Source organism: Geobacter sp. 60473 (assembly GCF_036323535.1).
GTDB lineage: Bacteria > Desulfobacterota > Desulfuromonadia > Geobacterales > Geobacteraceae > Geobacter > Geobacter sulfurreducens.
This window is the reverse complement of record NZ_AP028967.1, coordinates 1,165,668-1,179,778: the sequence shown is the minus strand read 5'-3', so window position 1 is coordinate 1,179,778 and position 14,111 is coordinate 1,165,668. Positions and strand designations below refer to the sequence as shown.

At 58.9% G+C, this 14,111-nt stretch carries 12 protein-coding genes; 9 read left to right on the top strand and 3 right to left on the bottom strand.

What is annotated here, in order from left to right; all coding sequences use genetic code 11:
• Window positions 1-66 precede the first annotated feature (66 nt).
• The 9 genes from AABA48_RS05340 (at window position 67) to AABA48_RS05300 (ending at window position 9,073) form a co-directional block, all read left to right on the top strand.
• Window positions 67-570, top strand: a complete 504-nt coding sequence (locus tag AABA48_RS05340) for a LutC/YkgG family protein (RefSeq protein WP_286349765.1) — start codon at window positions 67-69, stop codon at window positions 568-570.
• A gap of 3 nt (window positions 571-573) precedes the next feature.
• A complete protein-coding gene (gene ldhH / locus AABA48_RS05335) occupies window positions 574-2,700 on the top strand; it encodes an L-lactate dehydrogenase (quinone) large subunit LdhH (protein ID WP_286349766.1) in 2,127 nt (708 codons plus the stop codon).
• A 153-nt stretch (window positions 2,701-2,853) separates the two neighbouring features.
• Entirely contained in the window at window positions 2,854-3,213 is a 360-nt protein-coding gene (locus tag AABA48_RS05330) for a response regulator (protein ID WP_010942264.1), read from the top strand.
• A 45-nt stretch (window positions 3,214-3,258) separates the two neighbouring features.
• On the top strand, window positions 3,259-4,122 hold the full coding sequence (locus AABA48_RS05325; RefSeq protein ID WP_286349767.1) for a chemotaxis protein CheX: 864 nt from the start codon (window positions 3,259-3,261) through the stop codon (window positions 4,120-4,122).
• A gap of 226 nt (window positions 4,123-4,348) precedes the next feature.
• A complete protein-coding gene (gene lexA, locus AABA48_RS05320; RefSeq protein ID WP_286349768.1) occupies window positions 4,349-4,960 on the top strand; it encodes a transcriptional repressor LexA in 612 nt (203 codons plus the stop codon).
• Between the two features lie 49 nt (window positions 4,961-5,009).
• Window positions 5,010-6,239 (top strand): DNA polymerase IV, encoded by a 1,230-nt coding sequence (gene dinB / locus AABA48_RS05315; protein ID WP_286349769.1) that lies wholly within the window; start codon window positions 5,010-5,012, stop codon window positions 6,237-6,239.
• 216 nt (window positions 6,240-6,455) lie between these two features.
• Window positions 6,456-7,733 carry a glutaredoxin family protein gene (locus tag AABA48_RS05310; protein WP_286349770.1) on the top strand — a complete coding sequence of 426 codons (1,278 nt, stop codon included), beginning with the start codon at window positions 6,456-6,458 and terminating at the stop codon, window positions 7,731-7,733.
• A gap of 81 nt (window positions 7,734-7,814) precedes the next feature.
• Window positions 7,815-8,219, top strand: a complete 405-nt coding sequence (locus AABA48_RS05305; RefSeq protein ID WP_286349771.1) for a CoA-binding protein — start codon at window positions 7,815-7,817, stop codon at window positions 8,217-8,219.
• Window positions 8,216-9,073: an A/G-specific adenine glycosylase gene (locus tag AABA48_RS05300; protein ID WP_286349772.1), complete on the top strand. Its 858-nt coding sequence runs from the start codon at window positions 8,216-8,218 to the stop codon at window positions 9,071-9,073. The genes AABA48_RS05305 and AABA48_RS05300 overlap by 4 nt, the downstream gene beginning before the upstream one ends.
• 18 nt (window positions 9,074-9,091) lie before the next feature.
• Here the strand turns inward: AABA48_RS05300 and gpmA are convergent, their stop codons facing one another.
• The 3 genes from gpmA to AABA48_RS05285 are packed head-to-tail and all read right to left on the bottom strand — an operon-like array spanning window position 9,092 to window position 14,111.
• Window positions 9,092-9,835 carry a 2,3-diphosphoglycerate-dependent phosphoglycerate mutase gene (gpmA, locus tag AABA48_RS05295; RefSeq protein WP_286349773.1) on the bottom strand — a complete coding sequence of 248 codons (744 nt, stop codon included), beginning with the start codon at window positions 9,833-9,835 and terminating at the stop codon, window positions 9,092-9,094.
• Window positions 9,832-12,930 (bottom strand): efflux RND transporter permease subunit, encoded by a 3,099-nt coding sequence (locus AABA48_RS05290; protein WP_286349774.1) that lies wholly within the window; start codon window positions 12,928-12,930, stop codon window positions 9,832-9,834. The genes gpmA and AABA48_RS05290 overlap by 4 nt, the downstream gene beginning before the upstream one ends.
• Entirely contained in the window at window positions 12,927-14,111 is a 1,185-nt protein-coding gene (locus tag AABA48_RS05285; protein ID WP_286349775.1) for an efflux RND transporter periplasmic adaptor subunit, read from the bottom strand. Before AABA48_RS05285 ends, AABA48_RS05290 begins: the two co-directional genes overlap by 4 nt.

Below are 14,111 nucleotides of genomic sequence, written 5' to 3'. Positions count from 1 at the left end.
GACACTCTCGCCCATAGTAAACTATCCTCAAAACACGAGTTGGTATTACAACTTACAGAGGTGCCCATGATCTCGACCTTCACTGTGGCGGCGGAAGCGGTTGGCGCTACGGTAAAACACTTTACCGATCTCGATGATGTTGCCGGGTATCTGCAGGACCTGACGGCGAACCGACTGGTGGCGTCGTCGAGCCTATCCTCCCGGCTTGCCGCCATGATCGAAACCATCACTCCCCTCCCCCCCGAAAGGCTTGCCGATGCCGAAGTGGGTATCAGCGAGGCGGACGCCGGTATTGCCGAAACCGGCAGCGTGCTGCTGGAACTGACCGCTCCGGCGCAACGGGCTGCAACCGCCCTGCCACTGGTACACGCGGTAATTCTAAGAGCGTCAACCATCGTGCCGACCCTCTCCGCACTGGGCGAGCGGCTTGGCGGACTCCTGGCTGAAGGTGGCTCGCGCTATCTCTCCCTCATAACCGGCCCGAGCCGCACTGCCGACATTGAGCGGGTTCTCACCATTGGCGTGCACGGCCCCAAGGAGCTCCACATCCTGATCATCGAAGGAGAATAGGTAATGGCTCGGGACGTTATCAGACAAAAAATCAACGACGCATTTCTGCGCAAAGCACTTAAGAATTTTGCCGCAGCCTATCCGGTGGCTCGGGCCAAGGCCTTTGAAGGGGTTGATTTCGAGGCGCTTCGGTCGAGGATAGCGGCCTTCAAAAAGCAGGGGCTTGCACGGTTGCCGGAGATGGTGAAAGAATTTACCGCCAGCGCCGAGCGGTCCGGAGCATCGGTTCACCTCTGCGCCACCCCCGAAGAGGCGAACCGGACCATCCTGGAGATCATTCGCAAGGCCGGTACGGACTTCCTCGTAAAATCAAAAGCCATGACCTCCGAGGAGATCGAGCTGAATCACTACCTGGAAAACAACGGGGTAACCTGCCTGGAAACCGACCTGGGCGAGTGGATCATCCAGCTGGCCGGCGAACGCCCCTCCCACATGGTCATGCCCGCCATCCACAAGAACCGTGAGGATGTGGCGGAACTTTTCAGCCGGGAAACGGGCCGTGACTGCCCGCCGGACATCCCGCATCTGGTCAGGGTTGCCCGGGAAACGCTGCGCGACGGCTTCCTCTCCGGACAGGTCGGACTGTCGGGAGCCAATGTGGCGATGGCCGATTCGGGTGCCATCGGCATAGTCACCAACGAAGGGAACGGCCGACTCGTGACAACCCTTCCCCGTATCCACATCGCCCTGGTGGGGGTAGACAAAATCGTTCCCACCCTCTCCGAAGCCCTGGACGTGATCACCATCCTCCCCAAGAACGCCACAGGACAAAAGATAACCTCCTACGTATCCTTCATCAAAGGCCCCACGGGCGAAGGACGGGAACTCCACATCGTGCTGCTCGACAACGGCCGGACCCGGCTGGCGGCCGATCCGGACTTTTCTGAAGCCCTGGCCTGTGTCAAATGTGGTGCCTGCGCCAATGTCTGTCCTATTTACGAAATCGTCGGCGGCCACGTGTTCGGCCATATCTACGTGGGGGGGATCGGGCTGGTGCTGACCCCCTTCTTCCACGGCCTCGACAAGGCCGAAGACATCCTCAAGCTCTGCATTGGCTGTCGCAAGTGCAACGAAGTCTGCGCGGCAAAGATCGATATCGAAGGGCTCATCGTGGATCTGCGGGACAAGATCCGAAAGCCCGCCGGGCAAAAATTCCTTTTCGGCACCCTCATGAAAAACCGTGCACTCTTTCACGCAACCCTGCGCGCCGCATATCTGGCACAAAAACCGTTCCAGAGCGAAGGGGGGCGCATCCGGCACCTGCCGCTCATTCTCAACCGCGAAACAGCCAACCGCTCCCTTCCCCCCATTGCCGAGAAACCGTTCCGCGACCTGATCGCGGAACAGCCGGGAACAAAAAAGCAGGGTGCAGCGTCCCGGGAAAAAGTGCTTTTTTATTCCGGCTGCCTGGCCGATTTCGTCTACCCCGAGATGTGCCTGGATACCGTCAAGAGCCTGGAAGCCCTCGGTTATGAAGTCTCGTTCCCGCAGAAGCAGAGCTGTTGCGGCATACCGGCCCGCTATTCAGGAGAGATGGGGGTTGCTCGAGACCTGGCAAAAATGAACATCGACGTGCTGTTGGAGGAGGATGCGGACTACGTGGTCACCATCTGTCCCACCTGCACCATGTCATTGCGCTATGACTTTCCCAAGCTTTTGTCGGCCGAGCCCCCATGGCGTGAAAAGGCGGAGCGCCTGGCAGCCAAGACCTTCAACTTCTCCGAACTGGCCGCGCGGAAGGCGGACGTCGGGATTCCTGGGCTCGAAGCCGTGAAAGGCGGGAAAGTGACCGTTACCTACCATGACGCCTGCCACCTCAAGCGGGGATGCGGGGTACACGAGGAACCGCGCAGAGTACTCAGGGAGCTTGTCGGCGCGGAGATCGTCGAGATGACCGACTGCGACAAGTGCTGCGGCTTCGGCGGTTCCTATTCCATCAAGTACCCCGAGATTTCCCAGGAGGTCTTGAAAAACAAAATGGAGACCATCAGGGAAACCGGTGCGCCTACCGTGGCCGTGGACTGCCCCGGCTGCAAACTTCAGATCGAAGGGGGGCTGGAAGCCGCCGGAACCGGCATTGCCGTAGAGCACTCCGCCACCCTCCTGGCGAGACGTCTCGTAACCCCTTAAATTAAACAGACACAATCTCACCGTCACCCGCCAAAAACAGCCGGAGCCCGTCTCCGGCTGTTTTTTTGCTAAACGAAACGGGCAACCTGCCGATATGAAATTATGTGTGGAGAAATCAAACGCGTTCGGCGTGACCATAGGAAGGAGGAATGCATGAAAAAAGTTCTCATTGTGGACGACAGCATCTCGGTGGCCCGTCAGCTTGACAAGATTCTTTCGGAAAGCGGGGAATTCCAGGTGGTCGGACACGGAAAGAACGGCATGGAGGCCATCCGCATGCACCAGACCGAGCACCCGGACATCATCTGCATGGACATGAACATGCCGGGCATGGATGGACTCACGGCCCTGCGGACCCTGGTGGCCCTTGACAAGAACATCAAGGTCGTGATGGTCACCTCCCTGGGTGGAGTCGGCGACAAATTTACCGAAGCCCTGCGGCTCGGAGCCCGGACTGTCATCTCCAAGCCTTTCGAGGCTGACAATGTACTGAAGATCCTCCGCGAGCTCTAACCCGGCTCGCCCCCTTATCCATCAATCTCGCAGGGAGGACCGGACATGGCGGTCAAGTTTTTCGGACAGTTTCTCGTTGAAAAGGAAGTGGTAACGCGGGAAGTTCTGCTGCAGGCCATAGAATTGCAGGAATCGGTAAACCTGAGCTTCGGCGCCACGGCCATGGCAATGGGGCTTCTGACCGATGCCGACATCGAAAAAGTCCACAACGCCCAGCGGTGCGAAGACCTGCGCTTCGGCGACATGGCCGTCAAGCTGGAACTTCTCACCGCAGACCAGATGCAGCAGGTGCTCACCCGCCAAAAGAACGGCCACCTTTACATCGGGGAAGCCCTGGTCAAGGTCGGCGGGCTTTCCGCCGCCGACCTTCCCCGCTATTTGGACGAATTCAAGGCAGATCAAGCCCAGTATGCCACTGACACGGTAAACATCCCGGCCGGCCTTGCGAACCCGAACATCTGGGAAATGGTGGTCGACCTCTCCCACAAGATGCTTACCCGGGTGGCGCTTCTCACCTTCCGTCCCGAGCCGTGCTTCATGGCGAACCGGCTGCCCAGGAAGGATGTCTACGCGGCCATGGATTTCTCCGGCGACGTCTCCGGGTGCTACCTCATGGGAGTGTCGACGGACGCCCAGGCCAGAATCGCCAGGGCAATCCTCAAGGAAGCCGATGTGGACGAAGAGCCCAAAGAAGTTCTGGACGACACGGTGATGGAATTCATCAACGTGGTATGCGGCAACATAGCCGCCAAGGCGGCTCAACTCGGCAAATCAATCGAAATCGCGCCACCCAGGGTCGTTGAGGCATCCGCGGGCATCGTTCCGCCGGCCGATCACCTCTGCCTGTGCTTCCCCGCATGCCTGGCCGAGGGGGATCACGTCGAGCTGGCAGTCTTTATCAAGGAATAGCCGATCTCTACCCCCCGTGCGTTAAATCCGGGCGCACGGGGGGGATGCCCCCGCACCGTTTTCCCCTATCCGCGCCATCACACACCATCCTTCACGAACCTTTTCCCCCTGCCCCGTTGCCTGACACTATCCAAGAGGCAATTTCCGCTCACTGTTTCACATCCTTGACACCTTTGTTTTTTTCATGATAGGTTGACATATGTCAACCAACAAGAGGGCCGTCCCCATGGAAACACTTACCTCTCGCCAGCGCACCGTGCTTGAGTTCATAACCGCCCACGTGGATCGCCACGGCTATCCTCCGACCATGCGGGAAATAGCCCGCCACCTGAACGTGAGCGGCACACTGGGCATTGCAAAACACCTTGAGGCTCTTGCCCGGAAAGGCTACCTCCGGCGAGAACCGGGGAACTCGCGCGGCATAACTCTTACTGGGCAGACACAACGCCCCCCTACCGTTTCGTTACCCGTGATCGGGGTTGTGCGGGCCGGGGTTCCCCAGATCGCCACAGAGGAAATCGAGGAACACATCTCGATTGATCAGTCCCTGGTCAAAGGAGGTGCCTTTTTTCTCAGAGTCAAGGGTGATTCCATGGTCAACGCCGCAATCATCGAAGGGGACCTGGCCCTGGTCCGTCCCCAGCAAACAGCGGAAAACCGCGACATCGTGGTAGCCATGATCGACGGCGAAGCAACACTAAAACGTTTCTACCAGGGAGTGGACCATATCCGGCTTCAGCCCGAAAATCCCAATTTGGCCCCCATCATAGTTCGGAGCGGGGAACAGCAGGCATGGATAATCGGCAAAGTTGTGGGTATTTACCGACGCGTGAGTTAATGCACAGATTTTGCAATACACAGGTAAGCATATACTCTGGCACTCGAACATGAGCAATCATCGAACCATCCTCCATCTGGACATGAACGCCTTTTTTGCCTCTGTCGAGCAACAAGCAGACCCATCCCTCCAGGGAAAGCCGGTTGCGGTTATCGGCTCAGGCGCGCGCACCATCATCACCACCGCATCCTACGAGGCTCGCGCCCACGGGGTCGGCACGGGCATGACAACTCACGAGGCAAAACGTCTCTGCCCGGAATTGATCCTCGTTATCGGCAACAACCGGGAATACACTCGTATTTCAAAACTGATCTTCGAAATGCTCGGGCAATTTACCCCCCTCGTGGAAGTCTTTTCCATTGACGAAGCCTTTCTCGACCTGACCGGTTCGCTTCGACTTTTCGGCAGCGCCGACGTGATTGCCCGCGAGATTAAAGCCCGCATCCGGGACCGATTCGGACTCACCTGCTCCATCGGCATTGCTCCAAACAAGCTTTTGGCAAAACTCGCCTCGGACATGCAAAAGCCTGACGGCCTCACCATTATCCCACCCGAAAACGTGGCTTCACTCATGAAAACGACCCCGATCCGCAACCTCTGCGGAATAGGTCCATCCACCGAACAACGACTGAAATACCTTGGCATTTCAACCTGTAACGACCTGGGACACTTCAGCCCGGAGATACTTACCCGACATTTCGGTATCATGGGAGCACGCCTCACACAGATGGGACAGGGCATTGACGACTCCCCCGTAATACCGACCACAACGGAAGAAGAAGTTAAAAGCGTCAGCCACAGCACAACACTGGACCACGACCTCACCAGCAAAGAAGATATACATAAATACCTGCTTATGCTGTCAGAGATGGTTGGACGCCGCGCGCGCCGCTACAAAACCAAAGGGAAAACAGTTACCCTGACAATACGGTATGCCGACTTCACCACGTTCAGCCGCCAGGAAACCCTCCCCTCACCATTGAATCGAAGCGGAGACATTTATCGAGCCGCCACTGCACTGCTCGACACCCTCCACTTAACGCAACCAATACGACTCCTGGGCGTGGCCATCAGCAACCTTGTGCACGCCTCGGAACAGCTCCCCCTCTTCCCGGAAGAACAGCGGCTCACAACCCTCTCGCAAGCCATGGACCAGGTTAACGACCGGTTCGGCGACACCGCCGTCACCTTTGGCACCCTGCTGGGACAAGACAACTGCTCACACGTTATCGCCCCTGCCTGGAGACCCGCCGGCATACGTGACGTAGAAGTAAAATAATTAAAATATTCAGGACAGATAGACAGCAATATCTCACCTATCAGCTCAACAAGCATTAAACTTACATACATACCCAATCGCCCGGAGCCATCGGTCGCAGGTTTATGCCACAAAGATGAATGCCCGCTCCAGAGTGGTACACTTGCTACAGATATCAAGTTCGGGCCGGGTGAAGACACAAGAAGAAATACCCAGCGCCCGAGCGGGAGACGAGCGATGATCAGGGCAAGAACGAGATGGGCGCCTTTCCCCGCTGTTGCCGCACTCCTGCTCTGCCTGACAATGCTTCTTGCCTCGTGGGCAGAGGCGACATCCCGGGCACCGGCTGTTACCCTTTACTATTTCTGGGGTGAAGGCTGCCCCCATTGCGAACGGGCCAAAACCTACCTCGCTGACGCCCACCACCGCTTTCCCGGCCTGGAAATCCGCTCCTACGAAGTGCTGCACAATGAAAACAACCTCAATCTCCTCATGACCATGTCCCGTAAACTGGGAACAGAGGCTAAAGGGGTCCCAACCTTTATTATTGCCGACAGGATGCTCGACGGTTTTTCAGATGAAACCCGTCGTGAGCTGGAACAGGAGATCGTCAGACGCGCCGCGACATCCCACCCAGCCGGCGAAAACGACACACAAGGCAGAGCCGGCAATGCGGCCCCGCTCACCCTTCCTCTCCTCGGAACCATTTCGGCCGAGAGACTGTCCCTGCCCTTGTTCACCCTCGCTGTTGCAACGCTCGACAGCTTTAACCCCTGCGCGTTCTTTGTGCTCCTCTTTCTCCTGAGTCTCATGGTTCATGCCCATTCCCGCCACAAGATGGCACTGATCGGCGGGGTGTTCGTCTTTTTCTCCGGCTTGGTCTATTTTCTCTTCATGGCGGCCTGGCTGAATCTCTTTCTGGTAACCGGACACCTGACCTGGATTACCGTGCTGGCTGCCGTCGCGGCTTTGATCATCGCAACCATGAACGTGAAGGACTTTTTTCTGTTCGAAAAGGGTGTGTCGCTCGTCATCCCCGAAGAGGCAAAACCCAGGCTCTTCGAACGAATGAGGAACCTTGTCAGGGCAGGAACCCTGCCAGCCATGCTGGCGGGTACCGTAGTGCTCGCCTTGGCCGCCAACAGTTACGAACTCCTCTGCACCGCCGGCTTTCCCATGGTATTCACACGGGTTCTGACCCTGCGCGAACTGCCGCCATCGGCCCATTATCTCTATCTGGGGTTTTACAATGTCGTCTATGTGATTCCACTGGCAGTTATCGTGGGAATCTTTACGATCACCCTCGGCAGCCGGAAGTTGACCGAGTGGCAGGGACGGGTTCTCAAGCTCGTGTCTGGTATCATGATGCTCAGCCTCGGATTCGTGCTGCTGCTCAGGCCAACGCTTTTGAATAACGCCTTCATCTCACTGGGGATCATGGCCGCATCCCTTGCGGTTTCATGGGTGATAGTAACCATAGTCAAGCGAATAAAGCCCGACTGGACCCGGCATTGAAGGTGCTGGAACGGATTCCGGGTGGTGATTTTCGCAAAAGGATATACAATTCATCTCGTCACAACACGAGAGGAGGACACCATGAGCACGAAAGAGCAGATTGACGCCTTTTTCACTTCAAAGGCGTTCGGGGTAGTGGGAGCTTCGGCCGACCGGCACAAATACGGCAACAAGGTCCTGAGGGTCTATCAGCAGAAAAACCTGAAGGTCGTCCCCGTGAACCCAAGGGAACAGGAAATTGAAGGAGTGGCCTGCGTGGCCAGCGTGATGGACCTGCCGGATGAGGTAACGAGCATCTCGGTCATTACGCCGCCTAAGATCACTGAAGAGGTGGTGGAAATGGCTGCCCGCAAGGGCATCCGCACTATCTGGATGCAACCGGGAGCCGAAAGCGACAAGGCGGTAGAGCTTTGCCGTCAAAGCGGCATCGCTGTCATCGCGGACGGAAGCTGCATCCTTGTTGTCCTGGGGTACCGCGACCATTGAACAGGGAACAGAAGCTGACGCATCTCTTCCGCCAGGAAGGGCTCACGCCGGCCGTGGCAGACCTCTTCCGGCGGATCGTGTATGACTGGTACGCACCCCAGCGTCGCGAACTCCCCTGGCGGGAGACCTTTGATCCGTACGCCATCCTCGTGTCCGAGATCATGCTCCAGCAGACGCAGGTGGAGCGCGTCAGGGAAAAGTACGCAACATTTCTGGCCGAGTTTCCAGACCTGAGAACCCTGGCTGCGGCGCCACTGGAACGGGTTCTTGCGGCATGGCAGGGGCTTGGCTACAACCGGCGCGCCGTGAACCTCAAGCGCTGCGCCGAGGCGGTTGTCGCAAGCCTGGGAGGAGAGTTCCCCGCTGATCCCAACGAATTGGTCCGGCTGCCGGGCATTGGAGCGTACACGTCCCGGGCAGTGGCCGCCTTTGCCTTCAACACCCCCCTGCCCTTCATCGAGACCAATATCCGCAGCGTGTATATCCACCATTTCTTCGCGGACCAAAGCGGCATTCACGACCGCGATCTCATGCCTCTGATCGAACAGACCCTGGATCGCGGCAATCCCCGCGAATGGTATTACGCTCTCATGGATTACGGATCGCACCTGAAGCGACTGCATGGCAATCCGTCGCGCCGCAGTTCACATCATACGCGACAGACTCCGTTCAAGGGATCCAACCGGGAGGTGCGCAGCCGCATCCTCCGGGCCGTGCTGGAAAATCCGGGGATCAGCCGCGATGCGCTTGAAAAGACAGTGGGAGCGAGCAGCGAAATCGTGGGAAAAAACCTGGAACAGCTTGCCGCGGAAGGATTTATCGTGCTGCGGGGGCCAGGGTATCGCATCCAATAGCTCCCGACGCACACACACTTACCTCTTTATCTGGTCCGCCACCGACTGGGTGGCCCGGACAACCTCGTCAGGATCACCCAGGTAATAGCTTCGTATGGGGCGCAGGTCATCTTCCAGCTCATAGACAAGGGGAATACCGGTGGGAATATTCAGGCCGGCAATGGCGTCGTCCCCGATACCGTCCAGGTGTTTCACCAGGGCCCGCAGACTGTTGCCATGGGCTGCGATGAGCAGCCGACGGCCTGCCAGGATGCGTGGCGCGATTGTCTCGTGCCAGTAGGGAAGGAAACGGGCTACGGTATCCTTGAGCGACTCGGTCAGGGGGATATCTGCGGGATCAAGCTCCGCATAGCGCGGGTCCCGTGCGGGGTTGCGCGGATCGCCGGCGGCCAGGGGCGGCGGCGGAACATCATAGCTGCGACGCCAGACATGAACCTGTTCCATGCCGTGCTTTTCGGCGGTTTCGGCCTTGTTGAGCCCCTGGAGCGCGCCGTAGTGGCGTTCATTGAGCCGCCAGTGACGGTGCTCCGGAATCCACATCTGATCCATCTCCTCCAAAATGATCCAGAGGGTTTTGATGGCCCGCTTGAGCACTGAGGTGTACGCCTCGTCAAAGGCAAACCCCTCGTTTTTCAGGGTACGACCGGCACGCAGGGCCTCTGCCGCGCCCGTATCGGTCAGACCCACGTCAGTCCAGCCGGTGAAACGGTTTTCCCTGTTCCAGACACTCTCCCCATGACGAATCAGAACGAGCGTTCTCATGCGCTGGCCCTCCGGCGGCCCGGCAGTTTCCTGACGAACCACTCCTGCATGCGGTCCATGTAGTAATAAATAACCGGTGTTATGTAAAGGGTCAGCAACTGGGACACCAGAAGCCCCCCCACCACTGCCAACCCCAGGGTACGCCTGGCCTCGGCCCCGGCACCGACCCCCAGGGCAATGGGGAGCGTCCCCATCAGCGCCGCCATGGTGGTCATCATGATGGGGCGGAAACGGACGAGAGCCCCCTGATGGATTGCCTCCAGTGGTGGTTTCCCCTCGGTGCGCTGGGCCTCCAGGGCGAAGTCGATCATCATGATCGCGTTTTTCTTAACAATGCCAATCAGCATGATGAGACCGACAAAGCCGTAGAGATTCAGTTCCTTGCCGAAGATCATCAGGGTAATGAGTGCCCCGAACCCGGCTGACGGAAGACCCGACAGGATGGTGAGGGGATGGATATAGCTCTCATAGAGAATGCCGAGGACAATGTAGATTACCACGATCGCCATGATGATCAGGACAATTAGCCCCGTGGTCGACTGCTGGTAGGCCTGGGCAACTCCCTGGAAACTGGTGGTGAATGAAGCTGGAAGCGTATCGCGGCTCACCTGCTCGATGGCTGACACGGCCTCGCTGAGAGGGGTGTCCGGCCGCAGGTTGAAGGAGATGGTCACCGCCGGGATCTGCCCCAGATGGTTCACGGAAAGGGGACCGAGAGTCCGCCGCAGGGTGGCGAGGGTGTTGAGAGGAACAAGGTCGCCTTGCTGGGAACGGATGTAAAGCATGGACAGGGCTGCCGGGTCGGTCTGGTAGCGGGGCTCCAGTTCCAGGATAACCTTGAACTGGTTGTTTGGAGCGAAGATGGTGGAAACCTGGCGGGAGCCGTAGGCGTAATAGAGGGCATCCTCCACTTGGTGGGCGGTGATGCCGAGGGCCGACGCCTTGTCCCGGTCTATGTCGAGTTGCACCTGGGGATTATTGAGCTGGAGGTCGCTGGTCACGTCCAGCAGGAGCGGCACCTGCTTCAATCTGGCCTCCAGGTCGGCTGCGCGCCGGTAGAGTTCATCCGTATCGGGACTCTGGAGCACGAACTGATACTGGCTCTTGGCCAACTGAGCCTCCAGTCGAATCGGCGGCGGATTCTGGAGGAACATGAGAATCCCGGGCACAGCCATGACTTTCGGCCGGAGCTGCTGGATGACCTGATCCGCGTTAAGCTTCCGCTCGTGGCGGGGCTTGAGCCGAATGAACATGAACCCCGAATTGGAGGACACCCGGCTCCCGGCGGCGCCCGCCGAAGACATGAATCCTTCAACGTTCGGGTCCTGGAGCACAATGGCCGCCAACTGCTGCTGCTTGGCCTTCATTTCCTCGAAGGAAATCCCCTGGGCACCCTCGGTAATAGCGAAGATGGCCCCGATGTCGTCGCTGGGCAGCAGCCCTGTGGGGATTCTCGTGAAGAGCCAGATGGTGAGCAGGGTCATGGCAAGGGTGCCGGCCAACACGGTCCGGCGGAGCCTCAGAACCTTTGCCAGAGTCACTTCGTAGAGGCGGTACATGCCGTCGAAAAACCGCTCCATGACCGTATAAAACCTGCCGTGGCCCTTTTCGCCGCTGTGCGGACGGAGGAAGCGGCTGCAGAGCATGGGGGTCAGCGAGAGCGATACGAAGCCGGAAATGAGAATGGCCAGGCTGATAGTGACGGCGAATTCGTGGAGCAGCCGGCCGAGCATCCCTTTCATGAAAAGAACCGGGATAAAGACTGCCACCAATGAAATGGTCATGGAGACAATGGTGAATCCGATCTCGCGGGAGCCGCGGAGGGACGCCTCCATGGGGCTCTCCCCCTTCTCCAGGTGACGGACGATGTTCTCCAGCATGACAATGGCGTCGTCCACCACGAAGCCCACCGACAGGGTCAGGGCCAACAATGAGATGTTGTTGACCGAAAACCCCATCAGGTACATGGCCGAAAAAGCGCCGACAATGGAGAGCGGTAGCGCCAGACTCGGAATTACCGTGGCCGGCAGGTTGCGCAGGAAGAGAAAGATCACCATGATGACCAGGCAGATGGTGAGCACCATAGTAAATTTCACATCGGCAACCGACTCCTTGATCCCCTCGGTCCGGTCGAAGTGGATGTTCAGATCCACCGAGCCGGGTAGCTGTGAGCGGAACTGGGGGAGCAACTCCTTGATCCTGTTTACCACTTCGATGGTATTGGTGCCCGGCTGGCGCTGGATGGCAAGGACAATGGCACGGGTCTGTTTGTACCAGCCGGCCACCTTGTCGTTCTCCACGCTGTCAATAACCCGGCCGATCTCTCCGAGACGGACCGGTGAACCGTTGCGATAGGCGACGATGAGCGGCTCATACTCCTTTGCGCTGTAAAGCTGGCCACTGGTCTGGATCGTCAGGGCCTCGTGCTTTCCCTGGAGGGTGCCGGTGGGAAGGTTCACGTTCCCCCGCTCCAGGGCCTGGGCCACCTCGTCAATGCCGATCTTGCGGGCAGCCAAGGCCTTGGGGTCCACCTGAACCCGTACCGCATACTTCTGGGAGCCGTAGATCTGTACCGAGGCCACGCCGTTGACCATGGAAATCCGTTGGGCGATCATGGTATCGGCGTATTCGTGGACCGTGGAGAGGGGAAGCGTCGGCGAACTGAGGACCAGATAGAGGATCGGCTGATCGGCCGGATTCACCTTCTGGAACGATGGGGGGGCCGGCATATCCTGGGGAAGCTGGCGCTGGGCCCGGGAAATGGCGGCCTGGACATCCTGTGCCGCGGCATCGATGTCCCGCTCCAGGGTGAACTTGATGGTAATGCGGGATATGCCGATGCCGTTGGTGGAGGTCATGGAGTCGACACCGGCAATGGTGGAAAACTCGCGCTCCAGGGGGAGCGCCACCGATGAGGCCATGGTGTCGGGGTTGGCGCCCGGCAGAGTGGCGGAAACCTGGATGGTCGGGTAGTCGACGGTGGGCAGGTCGTTGACCGGCAGCTTGTCGTAGGCGATGAGGCCGAAAAGCATGACCGCCAGCATGATGAGGCTCGTCATGACCGGCCGGCGGATGAAGATTTCGGCAATGTTCATGGGTGCTTACCCGGCCCGGCAGGGGAAGCGCCGGCACCTCCGGGTCGTTTTTCCGTTACCTTGGCACGGGGGGTCAGCCGCATCTGGCCGTCGGTCACAACCGTTTCCCCCGGAGCGACGCCCTGCTCGATGACAGTGAGTCCTTCATGGGTGATACCCGGCGTTACGGGGCGGACCTCCACGGAGGAGTCGGCCTTTACCACAAAGAGATAGGGGCCGCTCTGTCCGGTCTGGAGAGCCTGGGACGGCACCACGACGGCATCGGCCCGGGACGCGAGGGTCACGACCACGTTGACGAATTGACCGGGCCAGAGCCGCCGCCCCTTGTTCTCAAAGATTCCCTTGAGTTTGATGGTACCGGTGGCAGCGTCGACCGCATTGTCGAGAAAGCTGATGGTCCCCTGCTCCGCCGGCCCCTGATCATTGGGAATGATCGCCGTCACCGCGAGCCGTCCGGACGCCAGCCGGTGCTTGATCTCGGCAAGGTCTTTCTCGGGAATGGCAAAGGTTACGTAGACCGGGGTTATCTGGTTGATCGTAACCAGCGGCGGATTCTCGTTTGCCTTGACGATGTTCCCCGCATGCACCGCCAGGTTGCCGGTTCGGCCCGAAAGGGGCGAGCGTATGGTGCAGTAGGAGAGTTCGACCCTGGCGTTCTCCACAGCGGCCCGGTCGGCGGCAACATCCGCCGCGAATGCCTCCGCCTTGGTGCGGTACTGCTCATACTGCTCCTGGGTCACGATCCCTTCTGTCAGCAGTTGGGCATAGCGTTCCGCGTCCTGGCGGGCATTGCGCGCCTGGACCAGATTTCGGGAAAGATTTGCTTCCGCTTTTTTCAGGGCGGCGGCATAGGTACGCGGATCTATGGCAAACAGGAGATCGCCCTTTTTCACGTCCTGCCCTTCGGTAAAGTGAACGCTCACCACCTCACCGCTCACCTGGGCCTTGACCGCCACCGTGGCATAGGGCTCCACATTGCCGATGGCCTTGATCTGAACCGGGATCGTCTTCCGCTCCACCTTTGCGAGCACGACCGGCACCGGCGGCTTTACCGTTGGTTTCTGCTCCTTGGGGGAGCAGGCGCACAGCGCGAGAGCAGGCACGACCGCGGACGCCGCAACGGCATGCCGCCCCCAACGGCGAAGCGCGCGAAAGGCTGTCATCACATTCACCAAGGCCAT

Coding starts and splice junctions, on each gene's coding strand:
- AABA48_RS05340 (WP_286349765.1), top strand. CDS start 67: ATGATCTCGACCTTCACTGTGGCGGCGGAAGCGGTTGGCGCTACGGTA.
- ldhH (WP_286349766.1), top strand. CDS start 574: ATGGCTCGGGACGTTATCAGACAAAAAATCAACGACGCATTTCTGCGC.
- AABA48_RS05330 (WP_010942264.1), top strand. CDS start 2,854: ATGAAAAAAGTTCTCATTGTGGACGACAGCATCTCGGTGGCCCGTCAG.
- AABA48_RS05325 (WP_286349767.1), top strand. CDS start 3,259: ATGGCGGTCAAGTTTTTCGGACAGTTTCTCGTTGAAAAGGAAGTGGTA.
- lexA (WP_286349768.1), top strand. CDS start 4,349: ATGGAAACACTTACCTCTCGCCAGCGCACCGTGCTTGAGTTCATAACC.
- dinB (WP_286349769.1), top strand. CDS start 5,010: ATGAGCAATCATCGAACCATCCTCCATCTGGACATGAACGCCTTTTTT.
- AABA48_RS05310 (WP_286349770.1), top strand. CDS start 6,456: ATGATCAGGGCAAGAACGAGATGGGCGCCTTTCCCCGCTGTTGCCGCA.
- AABA48_RS05305 (WP_286349771.1), top strand. CDS start 7,815: ATGAGCACGAAAGAGCAGATTGACGCCTTTTTCACTTCAAAGGCGTTC.
- gpmA (WP_286349773.1), bottom strand. CDS start 9,835: ATGAGAACGCTCGTTCTGATTCGTCATGGGGAGAGTGTCTGGAACAGG.
- AABA48_RS05290 (WP_286349774.1), bottom strand. CDS start 12,930: ATGAACATTGCCGAAATCTTCATCCGCCGGCCGGTCATGACGAGCCTC.
- AABA48_RS05285 (WP_286349775.1), bottom strand. CDS start 14,111: ATGGCCTTGGTGAATGTGATGACAGCCTTTCGCGCGCTTCGCCGTTGG.